Below are 24614 nucleotides of genomic sequence, written 5' to 3'. Positions count from 1 at the left end.
CTCCAAGCGCAAAATGAGAGGGACATTATAGGTGGGACTAGGACCCTCCAGCTGACCCACGAACCACAAACGCCGCTGAGCAAAAGACAACGGAAACATCTGCACTCCTTGATTAGGGTTATCCTGTGCCCTGGTTGCAGTGGATTTTAGCAACGGTTGTCCGGGTAAACCGGGTGGCGCTTGATACGCATATCGCGGACACTGGTTAGATAAGTTAGGCCATTGCGACGACGGGGGAATTATAAAGAGAGGCCATCAGCAGTGATTATGCTGTCGCGCGTGGCGCTATCTGCCGCTTTCTATCACTCGACAAGAGATGTTGGGCGCATATCCGTCCAATTGTCTTCAATATATGCAAGGCAGTTCGCTCGCGTGTCAAGGCCATGCACTACCGACCAGCCGGACGGGATATTGATGAAATCTGGCCATAGCGAGTACTGGCCCTCTCCGTTCAGCAACACGAAATATGCACTATCCTTGTTTTCGAATGGGCTTATCATATTGTTTCCTTTGATTTACTCTACTGATTTCCGAACGCAGGCTCTTAAGCAGAGGAACCTAGAGGTTAGTCATTCAGACCCTCGGTCAGGGAGCGGGTCACGATGCGCGCCACCTCCGAGATCGCGCCTGTCAGGTAGAAGTGGCCGCCCGGCATTCGGCGCACCACGGCGGGCCCGTGGAACAACTCTGTCCACTCCTCAAGTGCATCAGCTACCACGAGCGGGTCGTCGACGCCGCCCAGGACCAACGCCGGACAATCCAGGCGGGGTCGTGCTGCAGTCAGATCCTGATAGCTGTCGATCAGCTGCAGATCAGCACGCATCGTTTGCAGTGTGATCTGTAGAAGTTCGGGGTACGCGGATGCCTCAGGCGGCAGCCCGCCAAGATCGCCCATACGCCCCAACAGGTCGTCGTCGGTGCGCGACGCCCAAAACGCGCCATACGCTGCCGCTGACGGCGGCGAGGCAGCTGACGCAACGAAGAGCGCCGGAGGTGGGCCACCAGCAGTAGCAATGCTATGCGCTGTTTCGTATGCGATCAGTGCTCCCATGCTGTGACCGAGAAAAGCGTACGACCGCTCGGCCGCGTCCGATGACAGGGCACGGGCCAGATCCCGGCCGAGCGCGCCGATGTCCAGTCGGGGCGCCTCTGCGTACCGATCCGCCCGGCCAGGTAGCTGTATCGCTGCGACGTCGACCTGCTCAGAGCAGGCAAGCGCAAGGTCGCGAAAGGCGCCGGCCGAGCCGCCCGCATAGGGGAAGCAGTACAGGGTGTGCGTAGCGAACGGTCGACTCACGTAGCGGCGGAGCCAGGTTTCCGCACTAGTCGGTACTTCGGCAGTCATGGGTCCTCAAATGACTCTTCTGATCGTTAGTGGCGCTGTTGGCTGTTACCGAGTTCTTCTGCGGAGTCCGCCGGCCATGCGTAGGAGACCTACTCCGAACCCGTAACCTCCAACCGGTCTAGTCACCTACCGTCACCGCTCCACGGCGTCCGGGTCAAAGTTGCTCCTCCTCCCTGAACTCAGAGCAGGCCGGGACAATGCGCGGTCCCTACCCACAGACAGCCGGGTGGTGAGTCCGGCGGGGGTCGGTTCCTCGAAAACGTCGCGTACGGTCAGCTCGACGGCGAGCACGTCCCGGACATGGCTGGTCAGCCGCATGACGGACAGCGAATTGCCGCCAGCGGCGAAGAAGTCCTGATCCGGCGAGAACGGCGCGTCGCTGCCGAGCGCTTTGGCAAAGATCGCGCACAATGCGCCGGTCACGGCATCGCCCGGCGTGGGGGCGACGGCCGAGGTCTCGCGCGGGGCAGGCGCAATAGCGACCAGACGCTCGCGATCAACCTTGCCGTTCGGCGTCATCGGAAGTCGATCTAGCACGTGTATATCTGCAGGCAACATGTAGTGCGGCAAAGAATTCTTGGCATGATTCCTAATATCAGCCACGATTAGAGACGGGTCCGCATCCCCATCGACCGTATTGGCAAGCCGTAGGAAGGCAGAGAGCCTATGGGTTTCCGGTCTATCACCCACTCGCAGCACGACGGCATGATCGACGGCGGGGTGTCTAGCCAGAACGTTCTCGATCTCGCCTAGCTCGATACGGAAGCCGCGGATCTTGATCTGATGATCAATGCGACCATGCAACTCCAGTCGGCCGTCGAAGCGCCGAAGCGCACGATCGCCTGTGCGGTACACCCGTTCGCCGGGACGTCGCGCTTCCGGGTGAGGCACGAAGCGGTCTGCAGTGAGCGCCGGTTGGTGCAGGTAGCCTCGCGCCAGCCCGACACCCGATACGCACAGCTCACCGACGACTCCTGGTGGGACCGGCATCAGATCCTCATCTAGGATGCAGACGTCCGTTCCACGGATGGGTGTGCCGATCGGAAGTAGTTGAAGACCACTGATGTCCGACAGTGGTGTCGCGACGCAGTAAAGTGTCGCTTCAGTCGGCCCATACGTGTGCCAGAACGCGCCGTTGCGTTGAATCAGCCGCTCGGCCAATGCGACAGGCACGACATCGCCGCCGGTGTGGACGGTCAGGCGAGCGCTGCCTTTCCATCCGCTGTCCTCCAGCATCTGCCACATTGCCGGAGTGGCCTGCATGAAGTCGGGATCGCAGGACTCCAGCAAGGCCCGGAGCGCGTTTCCGTCGCGGCCTTGCTCGTCTGTGGTGAGGACCAACTCACAACCTGATACGAGTGGTGTGAAGATCTCGAGCAGGGAGATGTCAAAAGCTGTGCGGCTAACTGCGAGCCAACGTTGATCCGGTTTGCAGGCCAATAGCGTCCGGGTGGAAACCAAGCAGTTGGCGAGCGCACCGTGGGAGACTGCAACACCTTTCGGAATACCTGTTGAGCCGGAGGTGTACAACACGTACGCCAGCCGTCCCGGGTGGCTTCCGTGGTCCGGAACTGTTTCCTCGTTTCGAGCCGCAGTCAGCAAGTCAGTGTCAGACCTGACGGCCCAGGGCCCATGCGGAATGTTGAGTCCGTCAGTGTGCACCAGGACGCGTGCACCACAGTCGACAAGGATGGAGGTCAGTCGCGCAGCAGGTGTATCCACGTCAAGGGGTACGAAGGCCAATCCGGCCCGCAGCACACCGAGCATGATTGCTGGAAGCATCGGATCCCGTCGCAGCAGAAGGCCCACCCGAGACTCGCCAGGAAGGCTTAGCGCTGCCAGGCTGGCTGCCACTTGTTCACTCGCTGTGATCAGCTCGGAGTAGGGTACGCGACGTGATCCCTGAATTACGGCGGTTGCTTCAGGCATGTCCCGTGCAATGGCGTTCACAAGGGACACGACATCGTCGGTGGTTGGCTCTAGGTCGGTGGCGGCACTCGCCTTCAGATCCGAGGCATCACGCTCAGAAAGTCGGCGCAACGCCGCGATTGGCTGGTCTGGATCGTCGGCGATGGCTTCCAGTAGAGGCTCGAGGCGCTCGCTCAACCTCTCGACGGTTTGGACGTCCAACACGGCGTCATTGAAAGCCCATATGAACTCAGCCCCCTCGGATCCTCGTAGTCCCGAGATTGCAAGATCGAACTGGCTGGCGGCAATGCCCAGGTCGAGGCGATGTACCGCCATCTCGTGCCACATGAGCGGCGCGGTGTCGCGGCTCCCGAACGTGACTGCGGTACTAAACAGAGGCGAGGCCGATGCGTCGCGCTGGGGAGCGGTGATCTCAACCAGCTTGCGGTAAGGCATGTCGCGGTGTTCGAACGCGTCGAGGTTTCGAGCGAACTCAGCCCGCAGAACATCGCGAAATGCCGAGCCCGCACTCAGCGAGTTGCGCAACACGACCATATTCACGAACAAACCGACGAGATCCTCATGGTCGGCGTCATCGCGCATGGCGATGGGCGAGCCGAGTAGGATATCCCGCTGCCCAGTGTGTTGCCACAGCAGCACCCGCACGGCTGCGAGCACCAAGGTAAACAATGTGAGCCGCTCCGCGCGGGCTAGCTTTGAGAGACGTTCGACCAGAGGTGCAGGGAGGAGCGAGCACACACTTTCACCCACGCTGGTGCGCTGTCGGCTGGAGGGGCGCTCGCATGGTAGGTCCAGTGTGCGAGAAGCACCCTCGACAATATCCGCCCAGAACTCGGCCAGGACCTCAAGCCGCGGTCCCTCCAGCGCCTCGCGCTCCGCAGCAGCGAAGTCGCGATAATGAACGCCGAGCGCAGGCAGCTCCGCTCCGCGACCCTCGACACGAGCCGTGTACAGCTCGGCCATATCGCGAAGGAGAACATCGATGGACCACTGATCGCAAACTATATGGTGCATAGCAATATGGAGCACGTGGTCTTCGGCTGCGATTCGGAATACTCGTGCCCGAATGAGCGGACCGTGTGCGAGGTTGAACCCGCGCAGCGACTCAAGCCTGGCGAGCTGTAGCGCCTCGTCCAGCTCTCCCACCTCAACCACCTCGAACTCCAGAGGCGAGGATGGGTGGATCTGTTGCACGACGCACTCGTTCTCGAGATGGAACGTCGTTCGGAGGGTCTCGTGCCGCTTCACCAGGTCGTCTAAGGCCTCGCGGAGGCACGCTAGTTTGACCTGTCCACACAGTCTCAGGCTTATGCAGAGGTTTAGGAGGCCGGGCTCATCGGAGATCTGCTCGCTGAACCAAAGGCCTTCCTGCAGATACGAGCTGGGCGCCCGGTCGATCATGTCCTCGCCTTGCACAAATCCTCCAAATGTTCGGGAGTCGGCTCGCGGGCGGTGGGTGAATACAACTCAGCGGATGAGTGATGTGCTGCGATGAACGCAACACGCAGACCGGGCGCCATAGTGCATATGGCACGATTGCCTCCGACGCCACAGTGGAGTGCAGATCGTCGACGGCGTGGTTGCAGCAAAGCCGCCGCGCTGGTCCGCGTGATCAGGGTGCCAGCGGGTCATGGCTTAGGAGTGGCGTCAATCGGAGCCTTTGCTGGGACCTTGCGCACTGACCGCATAGCAAAGGTAGCGACCGTGACTATGGTGAGCAGTGCTCCAGCGCCGAGAAGCGTTGCCGGCACACCGATGGTATTGGACGTCGGGCCGACCAAGATCAAGCCGACCGGACCGAGAACGAACGAGGCCATCGCGTCGTAGGAGCTGATCCGGGAGATCGACTTCTCCGGCACGTGGCTTTGCAGAGTGGTGTCCCAGAGAACCTCGAAAATGTTGACGCAAACACCGTTGATCAGCATCGACGCGGCGATGAGCCAGACCGGAGCACCAAGACCAAGGAGTAGGAACGGCGGCAGGAAGCCGAAGGTTGCGAGTACTGCCGTACGGATCGGTCGGCTGGAGCGAATCCGCATTGCGACCAGCGAGCCGCCGACAAGGCCGATCGCATTGGCGGTGGTGATCACCGCCCAGGCCCCAGCACCGCCCAGATGCTGTTTGGCGGTGACCGGTCCAAGGACATTGATTGCGGTAAAGCAGAGGTTGACCATCGCAAACTGTGCAACGACCAGCCACACCCACCGGCGAGAGGTGAATTCGATCCAGCCGTCCCGCAGATCGGCCAGCATGGTCGACTTGGTCGCGCGCACAGTGTTTGGTACGCGGATGCCTGCGACGAGCGCGGCCGAGATCAGAAAGGTGGCCGCGTCGAAGGCCAAGGCCCAGCCGGCGCCGACAGTGGCTACTAACACCCCACCGATCGCTATGCCAATAATACTGGCCGAGTTCTGCGACAGCCTGAGCAGTGCGTTGGCCGACTGCAGCATGTCTCGTTCGACGATTTGTACGACCGCGCCGCGCCCTGCCGGCAGGAACAGCGCGCTAGCAGCCCCCGCGAGCACGTTTAGACTGACGAACGCAACCAGGGGCGGGTCGCCGACCAGCACGAGCGCGGCGACGGCAGCCGAGGCAGCGAAGGCCACGAGGTCGGCGGTAACCATCAGCTTGAAGCGGGGTAACCGATCGGCCAGCACGCCGCCAAGCAGCAATAGCAGGACCTGTGCTACCGACCGGCCCGCCAGTGTGAGCCCGAGGGCCGTGGCCGACCCACCGCTCCCGTCGAGCACCCCGAAGGCAAGCGCGATCGGGGCCATGGCACTGCCAAGCAATGACAGCGTGCGGGCGAGGAAGAGCCGCCGGAAGCGTGCGTTCCGTAGCACCGTAAGATCCTGAGGCACTCGGTGCCCTCCTTCGGCTAGACGGCAAAGGTTAGCCTGCGTAAGGCGCCGGATGCGTGTCCCGTTTTTCGGTTCCTCGACGGCAGCGAGGCCTGGTGCCCGGGGCCGCCATGACCGAGGTCCATCCGGGAGCGGCCACGGCAGAACCGGGGCCGCCCACACCGCGGTTCACCACGCACACAATCCGGAACCAGTTGTCCATGGCCCACTGAGGCGTGAATTGCAAAGAGACGCCGGAATGGACGATGTGTCAGGTGAACCCGGATGAGTTACCAAGATCGATTCCCTGGCGCCAACATGCTCAGCACGCATCGCGCTCCAAGAGCAGCTGGCGGCTGGTTATCCAATCCGAATGGCAAGTATACTCATACGTCAATATATGTCAGCGTACGGAGAGGCGGCGGAGAAGGCCTGGAGCGCTTCGATGTCGTAGCCCTCCTCGAAGTTCGTCAGCTCGTCGAGCAGCTCTTCCGGTGCATAGCCGTAGCGGGCAGCCCAAGTTTCATATGTCTCCACCGAGGATGGGTCGGAAGCGCTGAAGCAACGGTATCCGCGCGAGCCTCCTGCGATTACCTCAGGCATGGGTCTTCCGTATCGAATGTCAATGCTCCAACGGACCCGCTCTGATAGGTTTGGAGTTGATCGATGCACAGTGGTATCGGCGAAGATGACCGCATCGCCTGGACGCATTCGCGCGGTGAATATCGCATTGCCAGCGGCAGGATCGGCAGCTGTACCGTATTCCCCGTTATTTAGTCGGGTTCGCTCGATCCAGCCGTGCTTGTGTGAGCCAGTCACGTACTGCATGCAGGCCCGATGCTCATCCACCGGAACCAGTGGGACCCACACTGAGAGCAGTGGGCTGTGCGACGGCCGCCAACCCTTGTAGTAGTACGCATCCTGGTGCCAGGTGACCTGCTGGCTGCGGCCCAGAGGGTCACGCGGTCGGCCATTCCAAACCCCATGTGCGAATACCTCGTCGCCGAGAATGCTGCGCGCTGCTCCAAGCAGTGACGGCTGCTGCCACAGCTCATACACAGGGCGGCTGACAAGAATTCGGCGCCACGCGGCTGGCAGCCGCAGTGCAGGGTTTTGGATCAGACGCAGGTAGCGCTCCTCGAATGGTACGCCTACCAGGGGGTCTGCCACCGCTCCCATCTTGTGCCAGCGGTGCGCCAGTACATCGACCACTTCGGCGAAAGTGCCCCGTAGGCTATTTACGATTTCCGTCGGCAACACGCCGGAAAGGAGCAGGTATCCATCGTCCGCGAAGCGTTCGAGTTGGTCCGGGTCGAGTGCGTGATCGTTTGTCATCGGACAGTCTCCAGGTCCGCGTGTCGGCGCAGTATACGGTCGCAGGCCGCCAGGTGCGCGCCGAGCGCGTCCTCGTGGCTCTGGTCGAACGCTTCCAAGAGCAGCGAGCGGCGCATGGCGATATCCAACGGAGGCGCATCGCGCCATCCGTCGAGCACGACCCGGGCTCCCGCGTCGGAGTCCTCGGCGATTCGGTCGACGATGCCCACGGCCATTGCGGTAGCCGCGTCGAGCACGTCCCCGAACAGCACAAGCCGCCGGGCCGCAGCGGCGGCGACCTGTCGAGAAAGCCGATGCACAGCCATCGATGGCCACCGCCCGCCCGTGTCGCCGCACAGCTGGAAGGTGAAGTCTGGGCTTACGAGGCGAAGGTCGGCGACGAGCAGTGCCTCGGCAGCCAAGCCACGGCATTCACCTGTCGCCACAGCTAGCGTCGGCACCGGCAGTCTCTCGACTCGGCGGAGCGCGCGCTCCCAATGGTTGACAACGTGTATCCCGGACGTGAACGGCAGCCTTTCGGGTCCCGTGGTGGCTCCATCCAGACGCAACAACAGTGAGGCCTTACTGCCCGCGCGCTCGACTCGATCACAAGCCTCGGCCATCGCATCGAGTACCGCTGGCGTGCACTGATCGTCGGCGCCCACCGCAAGACGAACCTCGTCCACTTGCTCACCTCAATTCAATAGCGGCTGATCATCCCAGCAGCTGCCTCCACTACTCAAGTGGCGTGAATGGGGGACGTCCGGAGCCGCTCATCGCAGACACGCTGCAGCTATGCTCAAGCAGCAAGTCATGTGATCGCCCAGGTAACCGAGGAAGTGGCTAATGCTCATCTGCGGCGTGAAAGTCTCGCATGATGGTGGAATCGCTCTGATCGACAACGGTCAGTTGGTGGCCAGCATCGAGGTCGAAAAGGTAGACAACGGTTTGCGCTACAGTCCGCTCGGTCGGTTGGCCATGGTCGGCGAACTGCTTGCGCAGTGGGGTGTCACAGTCGCCGATGTGGACCAGTTCGTGGTCGACGGGTGGTGGGCGTCGACCACGGATGCTACGGAACCGTCCGTCAAAGTGGTCAATGTAGCGGGCCGGAGTGTGCATCTGCCAGTTGCGCCGTATGTGGATGGAGCGGATACACAGGGACCGTTGCATCGATATGAGTTCGCCCCTGTGTCGTTCGCTACCGGCACAGACCCGGTCGGGTACTCCAGTTACCATCATGCGACCAACCACATCATGGGCGCCTACTGCACCAGTCCATTCGCCGCCCGCAGCGAGGATGCGCTAGTCGTGGTCTGGGACGGTGGCATTGTCCCGAGGGCATACAAGGTCAGCGCGCGCGACCGCTCGGTGAGTTTGCTTGCCCCGTTGATTCCGGTTGTGGGCAATATTTTCCCCGACTTCTGCGCGCATTTCGAACCGTTCCGCCGTAACACCGACGGCATGTCCACCGTGGACTACATGCGGCATCATCTGGAGATCGCTGGCAAGGCAATGGCGTACGCGGCGCTTGGTACGACGGCAGAGCACGCGTTTGACGTGTTTGACCGACTATTTGACGGGCTGCCGGGGATTTCGCTGGATAATGCCTTTCTGCTTGGTGAAAAGGTCACCGCCAACCGGGACGAACTCTTGCCTGACCTATCCAACGCCGACATCATCGCGACCTTTCAGGCATACCTAGGACAGAGACTCGTCAAGGCGCTGACACGGCTGGTCCAGACCCGCTACCAGGGACACCCGCCGAATCTGGTTCTAGGCGGTGGATGCGCGCTCAACATCAAGTGGAACAGCGCGCTTCGCGCGACGGGAGCGTTCCGCGAGGTGTGGGTTCCACCATTCCCGAACGACTCGGGGGCCGCCATCGGTACTGCGTGCGCCGAGATGTTTAGGACAGGTCGGGCGGTGCTGGACTGGGACGTGTATTGCGGTCCGGCGGTTGCACCATCTACTCCGCCTCCCGGCTGGACCGTACGCCCATGCGATGAACGTCAGCTCGCCGAGCTGCTGCACGCCGAGGACGAGCCTGTGGTAGTGATCACGGGTCGGGCCGAGCTGGGCCCGAGGGCCCTTGGTAATCGCAGCATAATCGCACCAGCCACGTCGGTGCGTATGAAGGAGGTTCTGAACAATGTGAAGGGCCGAGCGCACTACCGTCCGGTCGCTCCGTTGTGCCTTGAGTCTCGCGCGCCCGAGGTCTTTGATCCGGGCGTGCCTGATCCCTACATGTTGTTTGAGCACACCATGAGGCCCGGCTGGGCTGCGCGCGTCCCGGCCGTGGTCCATCTGGATGGCACCGCCCGGCTGCAGACCGTCGATGATCACAGTCACAGCCCTATCGCTGCCATATTGGCCGAGTACGAGCGGCTGAGCGGTATCCCCGTTCTGTGCAACACGAGCGCCAACTTGAACGGCCACGGCTTCTTTCCGGACGTGCGCACAGCTGCCGAGTGGGGCCGCTGTCGGTACATCTGGTCAGACGGCGTCTTGTACACCCATCCTGATTCATCCTTCCGGGCTGCTTAGGCTCTTGGGCCACGTTGAAGAACCTCGGCGATCATGGGTTGGGTATTTGGTTCGGTGTCTCGGTTTCATCACTGCTCGGCGATTCTTTCTTGGTCCATAAACGTGGACGGTGACGGACCTATGAGGGCTGGCTAGTTTGGGGCCCATGGAGCAGGGGGCGTTCGCGCCGAAAGTCGTGAATGGCGCCCGCCTGCGTGCGCTCTTCAGACGCCACGTGGCGGGCGTCGCCGTGGTCACGTCGCTCAACATGATCGGCCGACCACTCGGTGTTACCGTGTCTACGTTCACCCCAGTGTCTCTCGACCCGCCGCTGGTCGGCTTCTGGCTCGCCCAAGGCGCAACATGGGCCGAGCTGCGGGAGGCACCCGGCTTCGCCGTGAACGTACTGGGTGCTGGGGAGGCTGAGGCGGCTGCCCGCTTTGCGGGCCGGGGTGACCGTTTCGCCGGGGTCGACTGGCGCACGGGACCCTACGGCTGGCCACACCTTCCCGGCGCGCTGACCTGGCTCGACTGCGTTCCGCAGTCCACACACGAGGCCGGCGACCACGTCCTGCTGGTCGGTCGAGTCCTCTCCGCGAGCGCCGGGCCGTCGAGCGAGCCGCTGATCCACCACGCCGGGGCTCTGCGTGCGCTGGAGGCTAGGTAGACGCGCGCGCAGCGGCCTGGTATGGCTATGACGGCTTGTGGTGGGATCGCCTGGGGCATGTCAAGGATGTCTCTCGTTGCTGTGATACGGGTGTGACGGCAGAGACTGTGACGATTCTGGCGGCTAAGCTCAAGGCGCTCTTTCCGCATCTGGACGAGCGGCAGCGGCGGATGCTGATAGGAGCCGAGGTCTGCGTGCTGGACATGGCGGGATCCGCGTGGCGGCCCGAGCTGCTGGGGGGGTCGCGCAAGGGCCAGGGCATTGGCGGCGAGGCAAGAACCGCTCGGCCGGGTGCGCCGCCCTGATGGCGGGCGCAAAACGGGCGGCCAACCTCGATCCGACACTGCGGCCCGCGCTGCTGGCTTTGGTCAAGCCGGACATGCGCGGGGATCTGATGTCGCCGTTGCGGTGGACGACCCTTTCCACGCGCAAGCTCGCCGCCTAGCTGTGTCGCCAAGGGCACCAAGGTCAGGCATTGACACCGTCGGCGACCTGCTGCGTCAGGAAGGGCTCAGCCTGCAGGGCAACGCCAAAACCTTAGAGGGTGTCCGGCACCCAGACCCAGACGCCCGGTTCCGCTACCTCAACGAGCAGAACCAGCAGTACCAGGCGGCTGGGGATGCAGCGGTGAGCGTCAATACCAAGAAGAAGGAGCTCATCAAGGGCGTTCAAGAATGCCAGGCGGGGATTGCGGCCCACGGGTCAGTCGGTCGCGATCGCCATCTATGACCTCGATGCGCCGCTGGGCACGGCCATCTCGAACGGCATCTACGACCTGGCCGCCGAGAGCGGCCGGTCAATATCGGCACCGACCACGACACCAGCCGCCTTCGCCGTGGAGTCTATCCGCTGCTGGTGGAAATGGCACCGGAGCAGGCACCCACCCGAACGCGAGACGATCATTCGTCACAAACAACAGCGCCTTGTCCCTATCAGCGGTCCACCGACGCCACCCGAGCCCGGTGACAACACCCCCCGGATCATGCAAACGACAGGGGCAGTCAGTCATGCCGGGGCGGGTGACCTGGCTCCCCGACTCTCATCGGGGACGATCAAAAAGGTAACGGGGGGAGGACTCTGACTAGCCACGAACTCATTGTGCAGAGCATCGCTGCGACCACCACCACGACCGACCTCATCGTGCACGCCGAACTGGACACCGGTACCCCACTGGCGTCACCATGAGCGACGCCCAGCTGACCGACCTGCTCATCACCAGCTACGCCATAGCGCCCACCCGTCAACGTCTCTACACCGCAGCAGACGTAACCGTCCACGCCACCAGTGCCGGCGCCATGCCAAAAAGATCAACTCGGCGTGTTGATCTCTGCAAATTCCTGAGAGCCATTACATGGCTTACACGCCAGAGCGCCGCATTGCTCAGCAGGTCCGGAAACGGTTGATGGCTGACTCGCACCGGGCCCGTAGCTCCGGGTCGGTGACGCCCAGCCCCACCTCGGGAGCGAGGCACAGCACGCCGACCTTGCCGTGGTGCCGGTTGCGGTGGACGTCGTCCACAGCCTGACCAACATCGGCGAGCGAGTAGGTTTGGGAGAGAGTGGGGTGGATGCGGCCCTTGGCGATGAGGCGATTTGCCTCCCACGCCTCGCGGTAGTTGGCGAAGTGGGAGCCGATGATCCGCTTGAGATGCATCCACAAGTAACGGTTGTCGAACTCGTGCCGGTAGCCGGAGGTGGAGGCGCAAGTGACGATAGTCCCGCCTCTGCGGGCCACGTAGACCGATGCGGCGAAGGTCTCCCGGCCTGGGTGTTCGAAGACGATGTCCACATCCTCGCCGCCTGTCACCTCGCGGATCCTGCTGCCGAGGCGCTTCCACTCCTGGGGGTCCGGGGTGTGCGCGTCCTTCCAGAATCGGTAGTCCTCTGCCCTGCGGTCGATGATCGCCTCAACACCCATTGAACGGCAGATCGACGCCTTTGGCTCGCTGGAGACCACACAGATCGGTGTAGCGCCCCCTGCTAGGACGTACTGGGTGGCAAATGATCCAAGACCACCACCTGCACCCCAGATCAGCACGTTGTCGCCAACCTTCATGCGCGCGCCGTTGCGCGAGATGAGCTGGCGGTACGCGGTGGAGTTAACCAGACCGGGCGCGGCAGCCTCCTCCCAGGTGAGGTGAGCGGCCTTCGGCATCAGTTGGTTAGCCTTCACCAGCGCCAGATGAGCCAGGCCGCCAAAGTTGGTCTCAAACCCCCAGATCCGCTGCTCGGGGTCCAGCATTGTGTCGTCGTGGCCCGCCGCGTCCTCCAGCTCAACGGACAGACAGTGCGCGACCACCCGGTCTCCGGGGCGCCAGCGGCGCACGCCGGGTCCGGTGCGCAGCACCACCCCGGAGAGGTCTGACCCGATTACGTGGTAGGGCAGGTCGTGTCGAGCGGCCTGGCCTCCGGTGCGGGCGTAGCGTTTGAGAAAGGCAAAGGTTGGCACGGGCGAGAACAACGCGCTCCACACCGTGTTGTAGTTGATGGAGCTTGCCATGACTGCGATCAGGGCCTCGCCGGGGCCCGGCTCCGGAGTCGGCACGTCATTGATGTGCACGGCCTTAGCGGGTTCCCGGTCGCAGACCGCCAGGCCTTCGAACATGTGCTGCTCGTCCTTGAAGAGCACCGCGGCCCGATATGACTCCGGTACTGGCAGGGACGCGTAGTCTCCTGTCGCGGCGTCGGGCGATTCGATAGTGGCGACCAGGTCGGCTATCACCACAGGCTCCCTCTTGTCTAAGGTTTCGGATCCGGCAGGTGGATCTCGTATTCACCTAAACCCGCCGCACAGTCAAGCGAGGCATCGGCGGTCTGGGCAACCACCGCAAAGATGGGACTCTTGCGGATCGCAGTGGGTGAGATCAATGAGGATGGGTCGGAGGCGCAATCTGTTATACGAGACCTCTTCAGGTGTCGCTTCGGACACACGGTGACCGACCATGGGCTGACAAGTTCTCGGACGGCGGGACGATGGGGAGTCGCAGATAACGACTTAGCGCGGACGCCGTGGCGAGGGTCCGAGACGCGGCAAAGCCCGGTGGAACGACGGTTCTCACACCCAATCAGCGCCAATAGCAAGACCTCCTGCGACAGCATCACCGAAGGCCAGGGGCACGCCATCCGAGTCGGCGCACCGCTGGACCAGAGCGGCAGCGCGAAGAACGTCGTCGTCACCCAGACCGGCTGCATGGCCATCGCCAGTGCGTCCGCTATCTGAGCATGCGCCAGGGAATCTACCTCTTCCCGGCCGACGGCGACCAACCCGGCCTGTTCGACCAGCTCGACGCCGTGGAGGTGGAAGAAGGCTCCGGTTGAGCGGACCACCATAGCCCGCAGCTACGGCCTCACCAAGATCCGCGTCATCCAGGTGGTTCCGGCCCTGCTCGGCACCCGCTCCCCGCACGTCAAGCAGATCTTCCTCCTTGAAACGCTACGTCTATGACCTGGCCGAGAGGCTGGCCACGGCGGTCACGCTGCTGGGCTGCGCCGATTTCCTCAACTCGTTTATCGATCGGTCTCATATAACGAGAACCCCTTTGACCTGTGATCGATCATTTGCTATCAGGCTCGTGCTGCACTGCCTTTCGAGGCCAGAGTTGCTTCTCTTGCTTCCTATTGCCCCATTGCCCCCAAAGCTCGCTGACTGTAAGAGATCCTTGCTGGCCGTGTCAAGTGTGACATGGGTCACCTTTTTTGGGGATTGACGGAGCAGCCTTCCGTCTGACTGTATTGATCAGCGCATTCCGATATGTCGGAAATGTGTTCAAAGCTGTACCTTGCGCGTTCATGTAGCTGTAAACCGGCTGCTTGTGGTTGCGTGCATTCTCACGTGGGGGCAAGGCGTGATCCGAGTTGGTGTGATGGCTGAACAACCAGTGACTGTGTTGGGTATATGCGCGGTGTTCTCCGAGGTCCCCGACATTGAAGTAACCACAACTGGTGCGACACCGGACGACATAGCAGTCGGTGCAGCTGATGTACTGCTGGTAGACATGCATCTAGGCTGTGACGTGCCGGTCGTGGAGGTCGTACGCGAGTCTGCGCGACATGCCCGGATTGTGGTCATGGCCGGTGTCGGCCGCGCGGAGACCGCACGGTCTTGCGCGGATGCGGGTGCGGTCGGGTATCTGAGCCGGTGTGCGACGCCAGCGGAGATAGAGGCGACAGTGCGCAGCGCTGCAGGCGGCGAGCGACTGGATGACGCGGTGGCGGGAGGTGCACCGGAGCCGGAATTGTCGCCGAGGGAAAACGCGGTACTGCAGTACATCGCGCTCGGCCTTACACACGCCCAGATCGCCCGAAAGCTCGGTATCAGTGTGCATACCGTGGATACATACACCAAGCGAGTACGAGCCAAGCTGAACCTGGGCAACAAGGCTGAGCTAACCCGCGCTGCCCTCCGCATGCCAGCCTGAGCGGTTCATGCACGCCATTCTGGCTCTCTCCCTTGTGGCGACGGCCTTGAGGGTGAGCTATCGACCGGTCCAGACCGGCGGCCGCTTCTCGAGGAATGCCGTCGGGCCCTCAATCGCATCGGCGCTCATTGTGCGCAATTCCTCCCAGAAGTACCTGGTGGCGAACGCGTCCGGAAGGGACAGTGTCGCGGCCCGGTTTGCCATCTCCTTGGCTGCCCGGATGGCGAGTGGGGCACAGGCTGCGATGTCGGCTACCCAGCCATCTACACACTCGTCCAGTCGATCGCCGGGTACGACATCGTTCACCAAGCCGTACGCCAGCGCTTGCGTGGCAGTCATGGATCGGCCGGTGAGGATGTGCCCGAGGGCGATCCGGAACGGAGCCTGCCGGGTCAACCGGAACACGCCACCTGCTCCGGCGATCAGCCCAAGCCTGGCTTCAGGTAGCCCGAACGTCGCGTGTTCGGCGGCGATCACCAGGTCGCACGCGAGTACCAGCTCGAACCCGCCGCCGAGAGCCAGGCCGTTAACCCGTGCCACTACGGGCTTGGACAGCTCGAACCGCTCGGTCAGGCGCGGGTGGCCAGGCTTGCCGCGACCGCCCACTGTCGAAGCCGAGGTGCCGGCACGGATCCGGTCGCCCAATTCGCGCAGGTCCTGCCCTGCGGAAAAGGCGCGCTCCCCGGCACCGGTCAAAACCGCCACCCGGATGTTGTCGTCGCTTTCCACATCGTCCCATATTTGGGCGAGCTGGGTGTGGGTTGACAGATCGAGCGCATTGAGCACCCGTGGTCGATTCAGAGTTATCCGGGCGATTTGACCAGATTTTTCATAGAGCACTGGTGTATCAGTCACGCGCAGATGAAACAGTGCCACGCTCCACCAAGTCAAATCAGGAGTTATTCCTCCCTTCAGAACTGGAGGCCTAGTGGACGCCACCCCGCGACCAACTGCCCGGCTGATGGGCGTTGGCACCGCCACGTCTCCGGACTGCTACAGCCAGATGGACCTGCTTGATAGGTATGGGATCACCGACCTCCGTATCCGGTCGATGTTCCTCAACAGCCACATCGAAAGGCGGTTTCTGAACCTGCCTGAGCCGGGCCCGAACGGGCAACCGCTCCCAGAGACCCAGGGCCAACTGCTCGACCGACACCGGTCTCAGGGACTGGTGATGGCTGCAGAGGCGCTGCGTCGCTGTCTCGAGTCGATCGGTGCCACGCTCGACGATGTGCGGTTTCTCGCTTGCGTGTCCTCCACTGGCTGGCTCACCCCCGGCTTCACGGCGCTGCTGATCAAGCACTTGGACATGCGCCGTGATTGCGGTCGGCTGGATGTGGTCGGCATGGGCTGCAACGCCGGTCTCAACGGGCTAAATCCGGTCGCCACTTGGGCTGAATCCAATCCGGGTCAGCTAGCTGTGATGCTCTGCGTTGAGGTCTGTTCGGCGGCGTATGTATTTGACGGCACGATGCGCACTGCCGTGGTGAACAGCCTTTTCGGCGATGGTGCCGCAGCGGTCGCGGTTCGAGCGGGCGAGCCTAGCGACGCTAGTGCCGTTGAGCGCAGCAAGTCAGGGCCGGCGTTGGTTGGATATGCGCGGCACCTGATCACCGATGCAGTCGATGCGATGCGCTACGACTGGGACGAGAACCACGGCAAGTTTAGCTTCTTCCTCGACCGGGACGTGCCGTACGTTGTCGGCGCGCACGTTGAACGTGTCATCGATGAGTTGCTTGGCCGCGCGGGATTGCAGCGCAGCGCGGTGCGGCACTGGCTTGTCCACCCAGGCGGCAAGAAGGTGATCGACGCGGTCCGCGTCAATCTTGGCCTGACTATCAACGACCTGCGGCACACCATGGCTGTGCTCCGCTCGTACGGCAATGTGTCCAGCGCCTCGTTTCTGTTCGCGTACCACATGTTGCAGGAGGAGGCGAGCGCGATACCCGGCGACATCGGCGTGATGATGGCTATGGGCCCGGGCTCCACGATCGAAGCGGCGTTGCTGCGATGGTGACTCCGAGCATCCGCGACCTCGTCTCCTCGAACGCGCGCCGTTACCCGGACCGGCCCGCCGTGGTCGCCGCCGACGCTAGCTTCACCTACGCGCAGCTCGGTCGAGTGGTGGAGGGCCTGGCTGCGAGGCTCGCGGCGGTACCGCCCGGCGAGCCAGTAGGCGTACTGGTGCCGTCCGGTGGGGTCCAACTGGCCGCAGTACTGGGGGTGCTACGCGCAGGCCGGGCGTATGTATGCCCGGACATGTCCCAGCCAGCCGCGCGAATCGCGGCGCAGCTGACGAGGTGCGGCGTCCGGATGGTGGTCGGTTCGGAGAGCTTGCCAGCCGACCCGGCATTCTGGGCCGCCGCCGATCGAGATACGTCTGCGGCATACGTCGCGGACGAGGCCGCGTACATACTGTTCACGTCCGGTTCGGACGGCGCCCCAAAGCCGGTCGCGGTATCAGACGCGGGTGTGGCGAACTACGCTGCGGCGATAGCAGCATTGGTCGAGCCGGATCGCGATTCTGGCCGCCCGCTGGCGTACGCGACGGTCACCAGCCTCTCCACCGACCTTGGCAACAGCGCGATCTTCCCGGCACTCGCCGCCGGGGATACAGTGCACAGGATTGGGACGGACGTCGTTCGCGATCCGTATGCGTTCGCCGACTATTGCGCCGCCCACGATATAGACGTACTCAAGCTGACACCGTCGCTGCTCGACGCGCTGCTGGACGCGGACGACCCCGCAGTCCTGCCGCGCCGTGTACTAATTGTCGGTGGCGAGACGTTTCGCTGGTCGCTGGTCGACCGGCTGCCGACCGCAGCGACCTGTCGCGTGATCAACCACTACGGGCCGACCGAGACCACAATCGGCTGCCTAACTTTCGACGTGTCCACCGCACGGCCGGAACACCGGGCGCTCGACAGCGTACCGATCGGCTGGCCGCTACCCGGGGTTAAGGTCCGTGTGGATGATGGCGAGCTGCTTATCGGCGGCACCGGCGTGGCGATCGGCTACCTTGGTGCGCCCGAGCTGACCCTGGCCAAGTTCGTGGACGACCCTGAACTCGGCCGCGCGTACCTCAGCGGTGACCTGGTCCGACAGCATCCCGACGGCGTGATCGAGTTCCGTGAACGGCGCGACCGTCAAGTCAAGATCCGCGGGTACCGGGTGGAGCCCGCAGAGGTGGAGCAGGCATTGCGCGAACACCCAGACGTACGCTCGGCCGCTGTCGTGGCGATAGCAGGACCGAATGCGAGTCTGCGCGCCTACATTGTCGCCCGTAGTCCCGACTGCGGCCCGGCCGTGCTCGCTCACCTGCGAGCGACTTTGCCGACGTATCTGATACCGGCATCAGTAGCAGTGGTGGACGAGATCCCACAGACCAGTAGCGGCAAGCGCGACGTACGTGCACTAATTGATGGAGGCTGACATGACAATGGACCAAGATTGGGCAACCACCCAGGCCAAGTTGGCACAGGTGGATACCGCCCTAAACGCGCTGCCACCGCCTCCCGATCGCGCGCCAGAGGTCCGTGCCCAGGCGGCAGAGTTGCACGCCAAAGGCCGGCAGGCTCGGTCGGCGTTCGTCGCGCGGCACGGTGCCGAACTGCACGCGGTGCTGCGCGACGGTACTCCGGCCCGGCTCGAGGAGTTGGTCACACGCGCTTCCCTTATATATCCGGGCCTTGTTCCGGACGCGGCGGCGTTGAGCGGCGAGGCCGGATTACAGCAGCGGGATAAGGAGGGCCTGGAGATAGATCAGGGCATCCTGGCCTGGGGAATGCTCCGCTCACCCGAGGCTGGCGCCACGATCGTGGAGGACATGTTGCGGCCCACAAACCGGGCCCTGTCGCTTTTGGCCGCGTACGGTCGGACCGACAGACTCGACCTGGGCGTGGTTCAGATTGAGCGACGCGGCCCCGTGGCCCATGTGACACTCGCGAACCTGGACGTGCTCAACGCCGAGGACGACCGGCTCGTCGACGACTTGGAGACCGCAGTCGATCTCGCGCTGTTGGACGACCAGGTTGAAGTCGGAGTGCTGCGTGGCGCGCCGATGACGCATCCCCGCTACCCAGGACGGCGGGTGTTCTGCGCTGGCATCAACCTGACCCGTCTCATCGCTGGGCAGATCTCACTGATAGATTTTCTACTTCGGCGCGAGCTTGGGCCGCTCGGAAAGATCCAACGTGGACTGTCCATCGACGCACCGTTCGCGCTCGGCGATTTCGGGCACCGGCGGGAGAAGCCGTGGGTCGCGGCGGTGGACACGTTTGCGATTGGCGGTGGCATGCAGATGCTGTTCGCCTTCGACCACGTGGTCGCAGCCGATGACGCGTACTTCAGCCTGCCAGCGGTGCGCGAGGGCATCGTGCCAGGCGTGGCCAACCTGCGGCTGGCCCGGTTGGTAGGTCCGCGTGCCGCACGCCGTGTGATCCTCGGTGACCAACGGTTGCACGCTACCGACCCGGATGCGCGCGGGCTGTGCGATGACGTTGTGGCGTCAGATGCGGTGGATGTCGCAGTCGACCGAGCCGCGCAGAGCCTGCGCGGCAGCGCGGTCGTGGCTAACCGGCGCATGCTACACCTTGCTGCGGAGCCGGTGGACGCGCTGCGTACCTATCTCGCCCAGTTCGCTGTTGAACAGGCGCAGCGGATGTACCACGACGACGTGCTGACAGCGATCGAACGCAACTGGATCGCCAGGGAACGTGCGCGGTGACTGCTCTCGACGTACGTGACCTGCATCCGGCGCTCGCCGACCCGGCACTCGCCTCGATAAACTTCCTCAACGAGATCACTGACCTGTACCCGGAGGCCATCTCGTTCGCGCCTGGCGCGCCATACACGCCATTCCTATCAGACCTGGACGTGCCGGTCGCAATCGGCCGGTACCTCGACTATCGCGGGGCGAGTTGGGACTCACTGCTGCGGTACGGTGCGACTGCAGGTCAGATCAACGATCTGGTGGCCGCTGCCCTTGAGCGCGATGAGGGCATTCGCGTTTCCCCGGAGGGCCTAGTCGTCACTGTCGGCTGCCAGGAGGCACTGTTCGTGACGCTCCGTACGCTGTTCGCTGACTCGCGCGACGTGCTGCTCGCGGTCGATCCGTGCTATGTGGGGCTGATCGGCGCGGCACGAGTGCTAGGCATTGACACGGTCGGCGTACCAGAGCGATCTAGGGGAGTCGAAGCGCGTGATGTGGCCGCAGCCTGCCGCGCGCTTCGTCGCTCCGGACGCCGTCCGCGAGCGCTGTACGTCGTGCCTGATTTTGCCAATCCGTCTGGCAAGCGACTGGACCTCTCCGCACGTCAGGCACTATTGGCGATCGCTGCGGAGCACGACATCCTGCTTATCGAGGACAACCCGTACGGGTTCACCGCCGGCGAACCGCTACCCGTGCTTAAGGCCCTAGATACCGAACAGCGGGTCATCTACCTCGGGACATTCGCAAAGGTGCTCGCCCCTGGTGTGCGAGTCGGCTTCGCGGTCGCCGACCAGCCGGTGACGGGGGCGAACGGCGACACGACGCTGCTGGCTGCGGCGTTTGCCTCGGTCAAGAGCATGATCACCGTGAACACGCCGCCGATGGCTCAAGCCGCCGTAGGCGGCGCGCTGCTTGCCGGGTTCGGGCTGCGTAATGAGATAAGGGCTGAGCACTACCGGGACAACTTGGCGGTACTGACTGCGGCATTGCGTGACCGGCTGCCGGCGGGTGTGACACAGAATGTGCCGAGTGGCGGCTTCTTCGCCATGCTGAGCGTGCCATTCGAGGTCGATGACGCCGTGCTCATTGAGTGCGCCCGTGATTTCGGAGTGCTATTTACGCCGATGCGTGATTTCCACCTCAACGGCGGCGGCACCAACGAAATGCGGCTCTCATGTAGCAACTTGACGCCACCGGTGATCGAGGAGGGGGTGGACCGACTCAGCTGGTTCCTCCGCTCACGCTGCTGAGTCGGGTCGCGGGATCTGGCCGTGCCTACCGCAGCAGTCCGCGTGCCTTTTACGCGTACAGCCCTGTCTGGTGCCGACCTTCGGCCCTACCACACATCACAACATCTTCATGATTGCTAGGAACTGTTCGGTCCGCGGCCCGTCTGGCGACTCCGGCCCAGCCAATCGTCCGTCCACCTCAGCCGGAATAGGTTCGGGCAGGATTCGCGGGAACAGTGGACCGCCGATCGGGTCACCAGCCGTGAGGCCGTGGTCCCACAGCAACGGCAGCACGGCGTGCCGCGGTTCGAAGCGCATGTCGTCGCCGACCCAGCGAGACACGAATGCACGTCGCCCGCGCGCGGAGCCAGTGCCGGTCGCGCCGTGCACCGCGGCCGGGTGGAAAAGCACCATGTCTCCTGGTACGAGGTCCCAGCTGAGCACCTTACGGTCAGCTGGGTCGGGTACCGCCTGGTATCCATCGGCCGCTTTCATTTGACCAGCGCTCGGCGTGACAGGTAGATAGCTGCCTCTCCATCGGTGTGAGCCGCGAATCACCTGCAGGGCCGCTGAATCCGGGCCGCACGGGTCCAGCGGCATCCACATGGCACAGACTTTGTCGCCTGACACTGGCCAGGAGCTGACGTCCTCGTGGAAGGGCGTAGGCGCGCCGGACCCCGCCGGCTTCGCGAAGATCTGATCGTAGAACGCGTTGATCGTGGGGGATCGCAGTACCTGCTGAGCCAGCCGAGCGGCTGGCGAGTAGAACATAAAGTCCCGGAATCCATCGTGTGTCTTCCACATAAACGCGTCGCCGGAGAAGCCGCCGCCGCCTAGGACTGCAGTCGCCTGTGCTAGTACGGTCGGGTTGTCGAGTACGTACTCGACAGCGGCGGTGATGCGATCTAGCCAGTGCGCCGGGATAGCACCTTCGACCCGCACTGCGCCGTCATGATGGAATGCCTCGATCTCGGCCGGCGTGAGTGGCCGGGTCGCCTCCTCCGGCGTGTTCATGCTCATTCAGAATCCCTTTGTTCTCCAGTGCGCGCCGAAGATCTCCGCCTCTGAGGGGATCACCTCCGGCATCGGCATCGATACGGCGGTGATGTTGACGAAATCCCGCCAGGTGACGTTCTCCGAGCGGCTACAGCCGCCCCAGGTACCGCTGGCGATGGTTGAGGTAAACGGCATGCCATTGGCGAAGCTGCCGCTGTTGCCAACCGCAGTCGACTGATTGACCATGACCCGGCTGGCCCGGGCCCGCTCGGCGAGCGCCACGACCCGGTCCGGCCGGGTCGTGTAGATGCCCGTACTGTGACCACGACCACAGCGTTCCAGCAGCTCTTCGACAGCATCGAGAGCATGGTCGAACTGGCCATATTCGATGACGGTCAGCACCGGCGACAGCTTCTCGCCATACAGGGGGTCGATCGGCAGCGTTGGCAGACGACCGCCACGGCAAACCAGACCGATCGCCTTGCCGCTGTCAGGGAGGGCGATGTCGGCGTCTGCGGCGATCTCTCGAGCCGACCGGCCGACCGCGTGCCGGTTGAGGCCTCTGCCATCCGGCCAGAGAACGGCACGTACCCGTTCGGTTTCGGCCTCATCGCAGATGTATCCGCCGAGACCGGCGAATTCCTCAAGCAGCGCGGCGGCCACCGAGGAGTGGACCAGCACGTTGCTTTCTGAGGAGCACGAGGTTCCGTTATTGTAGGTGCCACCGTAAATGATCTGGTCGGCCGCTTGAGCGAGGTGGGCCGACTCGTCAACGATCACGGTCGGGTTGCCCGCGCCGGCGCTGATCGCGGGCGTACCACTCTCGTAGGCCCGACGCACGGTGCCGCCACCACCGACCGCGACGACCAGATCGGCCGATGCCATCAGTTTCGCGGTAGAGGTCTTGTCGACTGTGTCGAGACACTGCACCAGATCGACCGGCGCGCCCACCTGCCGTAGTCCCTCACGCAGTAGCGCCACCGTCTTGGTTGCAGCGCGGCGGGCCCGCGGGTTCGGGCTGAACACGACGGCGTTGCGGGTCTTGAGCATGGGCAGTGCATTTCCAGCAATACCCGAGGAAGGCGCGGTCGCCGGGCTCGCCACCGCGATAACACCAACTGGTTTCGCGTACCGGCGCAGCTGCTTGTCCGGGTTCTCCGAAATCAGTCCGCAGGTGACCACGCCATGTAGATCCCGCATCGCGCCCAGTACGCGGCGGCGGTGCAAAGCGTATAGGTGTTCCGGGTCACCAAGTCCGGTTTCCGCATGTGCCAACTCGGCCAGCTGGCGCGCGTTGCCCGTCTCATATACCTGCCAACCAGCCGCCGCCACCATCGAATCGACCCGGTGTTGCGGCCACCGCTCCACTTCGCGTTGGGCCGCGCGCGCCCGGTCCAACATTGCATCAAGGTCGGCCCCGCTCGTCATCGGGCCGTCCCGACCGGGTAGGCCTCAGCCAACCGCTTCACGACCTGGTCAACCATAGCGTCGGTGATAGTCAGCGAGATGCGCAGGTGTCCAGGCGCCCCCATAACCGACCCAGGCAACACCAGCAGATTGTGCGCTTCAAGCTGACGGCTATATGCCCAGTCGTCGGGTGTCGGCGCCTCGATGAGAAGGTAAAACGTGGCTTTGGTGGGCCGTACCCGGAAGCCCGCAACCTGGAACGCGGTGGCTAGCCGGTCGCGACGCGCACGCAGTGGCCCCAGCGGGATCCGGTGCGCGTCCAGCTCGGGCATCACGTACTGGAGATTATTGTTCGGCGATTGCCAGCCGCCGACCAGGCGCGAGATCATCAGCGCCTCGCGCATCACGACCCGGTCCGGCATGGTCTCCGGAATGGCGAGGTAGCCGATGCGCTCGCCGGGCAGTAGGAGAGTCTTAGTGTAGGTGTGCACCACGATTGTGTTGGCGTACCAGCGGGCCGGGCTGGGGACCGGCAGGTCATCGAACACAATTCGCCGGTACGCCTCATCAGAGACCAAGTAGATCGGCCGCTCGTACCGGGCTGACGCCGCACGCAGGCACTCAGCCAAAGCGGCGAGCTGGTCATCAGAGTAGATCACACCGGTCGGATTGTTTGGCGAGTTGACGATTACCGCTGCGGTTCGCTCGGTCACGGCCGCCTCGATCGCGTCGAGGTCCAGTTCCCAGTTCGGGCCGGACAACTGCACGCAGCGTGGCGTGGCGCCAGCCGCTACGATCATCGGCTCGTAGTAGAACCATGTCGGGCTGAGATAGACGACCTCGTCGTCCAAGTGGCAGATACTCCTGAGTGCGGTGGCCAGACCCGCGAAGGCGCCCGCGGTCACGAATATATCGTCCGGCTCGAAGCCGACGCCGAGTTCGACCGAGAGGTTCGCGGCAACCCGCTCCTGCGCCGTCACATCGTCACGCAGGTACGCGAACCAGTTCTCGTGCTGGGGCGTGTGACTACGTTGCAGCACCGACAGCATCTCCGACGTCGGGTACTCATGCGGATCGCCAAATGCCAGGTCGATCACACCCGGTTTGCCAAGCATGTCGGTGTACGCCGACTCGCTTAGATACCAGCCGAGCAGCCGACGATACGAGTGTGCCGCTCCGATCATGGACGGGCTGATGCGATGTTGCATATGACTCCGATCGCTTCGGTGACGTGCC

The 24614-nt window shown here is 63.4% G+C and carries 23 protein-coding genes; 12 read left to right on the top strand and 11 right to left on the bottom strand.

All coding sequences use genetic code 11. The annotated features are described in order from the left end of the window. Nucleotides 1–302: 302 nt before the first annotated feature. From ACIBG8_RS29190 to dpgB, 6 genes are all read right to left on the bottom strand, one after another. Complete coding sequence (locus ACIBG8_RS29190; RefSeq protein WP_397346136.1) at nt 303–500, bottom strand: MbtH family protein; 198 nt, start codon at nt 498–500, stop codon at nt 303–305. A 65-nt stretch (nt 501–565) separates the two neighbouring features. Next, nucleotides 566–1345 carry a thioesterase II family protein gene (locus ACIBG8_RS29185; RefSeq protein ID WP_397346135.1) on the bottom strand — a complete coding sequence of 260 codons (780 nt, stop codon included), beginning with the start codon at nt 1343–1345 and terminating at the stop codon, nt 566–568. A gap of 132 nt (nt 1346–1477) precedes the next feature. Further along, entirely contained in the window at nt 1478–4675 is a 3198-nt protein-coding gene (locus ACIBG8_RS29180) for an amino acid adenylation domain-containing protein (protein ID WP_397346134.1), read from the bottom strand. A 227-nt stretch (nt 4676–4902) separates the two neighbouring features. Continuing rightward, the gene (locus tag ACIBG8_RS29175) at nt 4903–6135 is read right to left on the bottom strand and encodes an MFS transporter (protein ID WP_397346133.1); all 1233 of its coding nucleotides are present in this window, start codon (nt 6133–6135) and stop codon (nt 4903–4905) included. A gap of 372 nt (nt 6136–6507) precedes the next feature. Continuing rightward, nucleotides 6508–7449, bottom strand: a complete 942-nt coding sequence (locus ACIBG8_RS29170) for a phytanoyl-CoA dioxygenase family protein (protein ID WP_397346132.1) — start codon at nt 7447–7449, stop codon at nt 6508–6510. Continuing rightward, on the bottom strand, nt 7446–8114 hold the full coding sequence (dpgB, locus tag ACIBG8_RS29165) for an enoyl-CoA-hydratase DpgB (protein ID WP_397346131.1): 669 nt from the start codon (nt 8112–8114) through the stop codon (nt 7446–7448). Before dpgB ends, ACIBG8_RS29170 begins: the two co-directional genes overlap by 4 nt. A 160-nt stretch (nt 8115–8274) precedes the next feature. Here dpgB and ACIBG8_RS29160 point away from each other — a divergent pair, with 160 nt between their 5' ends. The 6 genes from ACIBG8_RS29160 (at nt 8275) to ACIBG8_RS29135 (ending at nt 11699) form a co-directional block, all read left to right on the top strand. Then, nucleotides 8275–9972: a carbamoyltransferase N-terminal domain-containing protein gene (locus tag ACIBG8_RS29160; RefSeq protein ID WP_397346130.1), complete on the top strand. Its 1698-nt coding sequence runs from the start codon at nt 8275–8277 to the stop codon at nt 9970–9972. A gap of 145 nt (nt 9973–10117) precedes the next feature. Then, nucleotides 10118–10618 (top strand): flavin reductase family protein, encoded by a 501-nt coding sequence (locus tag ACIBG8_RS29155; RefSeq protein ID WP_397346129.1) that lies wholly within the window; start codon nt 10118–10120, stop codon nt 10616–10618. Between the two features lie 92 nt (nt 10619–10710). Beyond that, nucleotides 10711–10923 carry a hypothetical protein gene (locus ACIBG8_RS29150; protein WP_397346128.1) on the top strand — a complete coding sequence of 71 codons (213 nt, stop codon included), beginning with the start codon at nt 10711–10713 and terminating at the stop codon, nt 10921–10923. Then, complete coding sequence (locus tag ACIBG8_RS29145; protein ID WP_397346127.1) at nt 10923–11063, top strand: hypothetical protein; 141 nt, start codon at nt 10923–10925, stop codon at nt 11061–11063. Before ACIBG8_RS29150 ends, ACIBG8_RS29145 begins: the two co-directional genes overlap by 1 nt. Then, nucleotides 11027–11347: a hypothetical protein gene (locus tag ACIBG8_RS29140; RefSeq protein WP_397346126.1), complete on the top strand. Its 321-nt coding sequence runs from the start codon at nt 11027–11029 to the stop codon at nt 11345–11347. The genes ACIBG8_RS29145 and ACIBG8_RS29140 overlap by 37 nt, the downstream gene beginning before the upstream one ends. After that, the gene (locus ACIBG8_RS29135; protein ID WP_397346207.1) at nt 11256–11699 is read left to right on the top strand and encodes a hypothetical protein; all 444 of its coding nucleotides are present in this window, start codon (nt 11256–11258) and stop codon (nt 11697–11699) included. The genes ACIBG8_RS29140 and ACIBG8_RS29135 overlap by 92 nt, the downstream gene beginning before the upstream one ends. Before the next feature lie 299 nt (nt 11700–11998). Here ACIBG8_RS29135 and ccrA read toward each other — a convergent pair whose 3' ends face one another. Continuing rightward, entirely contained in the window at nt 11999–13336 is a 1338-nt protein-coding gene (gene ccrA / locus ACIBG8_RS29130) for a crotonyl-CoA carboxylase/reductase (protein ID WP_397346206.1), read from the bottom strand. 321 nt (nt 13337–13657) lie between these two features. Here ccrA and ACIBG8_RS29125 point away from each other — a divergent pair, with 321 nt between their 5' ends. Then, nucleotides 13658–13837 (top strand): hypothetical protein, encoded by a 180-nt coding sequence (locus tag ACIBG8_RS29125; RefSeq protein WP_397346125.1) that lies wholly within the window; start codon nt 13658–13660, stop codon nt 13835–13837. Between the two features lie 625 nt (nt 13838–14462). After that, a complete protein-coding gene (locus ACIBG8_RS29120; protein ID WP_397346124.1) occupies nt 14463–15035 on the top strand; it encodes a DNA-binding response regulator in 573 nt (190 codons plus the stop codon). A 57-nt stretch (nt 15036–15092) separates the two neighbouring features. Here the strand turns inward: ACIBG8_RS29120 and dpgD are convergent, their stop codons facing one another. Then, a complete protein-coding gene (gene dpgD, locus ACIBG8_RS29115; RefSeq protein WP_397346123.1) occupies nt 15093–15911 on the bottom strand; it encodes an enoyl-CoA-hydratase DpgD in 819 nt (272 codons plus the stop codon). A gap of 52 nt (nt 15912–15963) precedes the next feature. Between dpgD and dpgA the strand changes: the two genes are divergently transcribed. From dpgA to ACIBG8_RS29095, 4 genes are read left to right on the top strand one after another with little or no spacing between them, the layout of a single operon-like run. After that, complete coding sequence (gene dpgA, locus ACIBG8_RS29110; RefSeq protein WP_397346122.1) at nt 15964–17052, top strand: 3,5-dihydroxyphenylacetyl-CoA synthase DpgA; 1089 nt, start codon at nt 15964–15966, stop codon at nt 17050–17052. Beyond that, nucleotides 17046–18467 carry an amino acid adenylation domain-containing protein gene (locus ACIBG8_RS29105; protein WP_397346121.1) on the top strand — a complete coding sequence of 474 codons (1422 nt, stop codon included), beginning with the start codon at nt 17046–17048 and terminating at the stop codon, nt 18465–18467. The genes dpgA and ACIBG8_RS29105 overlap by 7 nt, the downstream gene beginning before the upstream one ends. A 1-nt stretch (nt 18468) precedes the next feature. Further along, nucleotides 18469–19761 (top strand): enoyl-CoA hydratase/isomerase family protein, encoded by a 1293-nt coding sequence (locus ACIBG8_RS29100; protein WP_397346120.1) that lies wholly within the window; start codon nt 18469–18471, stop codon nt 19759–19761. Next, nucleotides 19758–20996 carry a PLP-dependent aminotransferase family protein gene (locus ACIBG8_RS29095; RefSeq protein ID WP_397346119.1) on the top strand — a complete coding sequence of 413 codons (1239 nt, stop codon included), beginning with the start codon at nt 19758–19760 and terminating at the stop codon, nt 20994–20996. The genes ACIBG8_RS29100 and ACIBG8_RS29095 overlap by 4 nt, the downstream gene beginning before the upstream one ends. A 96-nt stretch (nt 20997–21092) precedes the next feature. Here the strand turns inward: ACIBG8_RS29095 and ACIBG8_RS29090 are convergent, their stop codons facing one another. Genes ACIBG8_RS29090 through ACIBG8_RS29080 form a run of 3 tightly spaced genes read right to left on the bottom strand, consistent with a single transcriptional unit; the run spans nt 21093 to nt 24586 of the window. Continuing rightward, entirely contained in the window at nt 21093–21995 is a 903-nt protein-coding gene (locus tag ACIBG8_RS29090) for a phytanoyl-CoA dioxygenase family protein (protein ID WP_397346118.1), read from the bottom strand. Then, a complete protein-coding gene (locus ACIBG8_RS29085) occupies nt 21996–23399 on the bottom strand; it encodes an aldehyde dehydrogenase family protein (protein ID WP_397346117.1) in 1404 nt (467 codons plus the stop codon). It abuts the gene before it with no gap. Continuing rightward, complete coding sequence (locus ACIBG8_RS29080) at nt 23396–24586, bottom strand: aminotransferase class I/II-fold pyridoxal phosphate-dependent enzyme (RefSeq protein ID WP_397346116.1); 1191 nt, start codon at nt 24584–24586, stop codon at nt 23396–23398. The genes ACIBG8_RS29085 and ACIBG8_RS29080 overlap by 4 nt, the downstream gene beginning before the upstream one ends. Nucleotides 24587–24614: the final 28 nt, after the last annotated feature.

The organism is Nonomuraea sp. NPDC050556 (genome assembly GCF_044457355.1).
Taxonomy (GTDB): Bacteria; Actinomycetota; Actinomycetes; order Streptosporangiales; family Streptosporangiaceae; genus Nonomuraea.
This window is presented reverse-complemented; position numbering and strand designations above follow the sequence as displayed.

What these genes read in the sequence shown, in the direction of transcription:
- ACIBG8_RS29190 (WP_397346136.1), bottom strand. Translation starts at nt 500, where the DNA reads ATGATAAGCCCATTCGAAAACAAGGATAGTGCATATTTCGTGTTGCTG.
- ACIBG8_RS29185 (WP_397346135.1), bottom strand. Translation starts at nt 1,345, where the DNA reads ATGACTGCCGAAGTACCGACTAGTGCGGAAACCTGGCTCCGCCGCTAC.
- ACIBG8_RS29180 (WP_397346134.1), bottom strand. Translation starts at nt 4,675, where the DNA reads ATGATCGACCGGGCGCCCAGCTCGTATCTGCAGGAAGGCCTTTGGTTC.
- ACIBG8_RS29170 (WP_397346132.1), bottom strand. Translation starts at nt 7,449, where the DNA reads ATGACAAACGATCACGCACTCGACCCGGACCAACTCGAACGCTTCGCG.
- ACIBG8_RS29160 (WP_397346130.1), top strand. Translation starts at nt 8,275, where the DNA reads ATGCTCATCTGCGGCGTGAAAGTCTCGCATGATGGTGGAATCGCTCTG.
- ACIBG8_RS29155 (WP_397346129.1), top strand. Translation starts at nt 10,118, where the DNA reads ATGGAGCAGGGGGCGTTCGCGCCGAAAGTCGTGAATGGCGCCCGCCTG.
- ACIBG8_RS29145 (WP_397346127.1), top strand. Translation starts at nt 10,923, where the DNA reads ATGGCGGGCGCAAAACGGGCGGCCAACCTCGATCCGACACTGCGGCCC.
- ACIBG8_RS29105 (WP_397346121.1), top strand. Translation starts at nt 17,046, where the DNA reads ATGGTGACTCCGAGCATCCGCGACCTCGTCTCCTCGAACGCGCGCCGT.
- ACIBG8_RS29100 (WP_397346120.1), top strand. Translation starts at nt 18,469, where the DNA reads ATGACAATGGACCAAGATTGGGCAACCACCCAGGCCAAGTTGGCACAG.
- ACIBG8_RS29090 (WP_397346118.1), bottom strand. Translation starts at nt 21,995, where the DNA reads ATGAGCATGAACACGCCGGAGGAGGCGACCCGGCCACTCACGCCGGCC.
- ACIBG8_RS29085 (WP_397346117.1), bottom strand. Translation starts at nt 23,399, where the DNA reads ATGACGAGCGGGGCCGACCTTGATGCAATGTTGGACCGGGCGCGCGCG.
- ACIBG8_RS29080 (WP_397346116.1), bottom strand. Translation starts at nt 24,586, where the DNA reads ATGCAACATCGCATCAGCCCGTCCATGATCGGAGCGGCACACTCGTAT.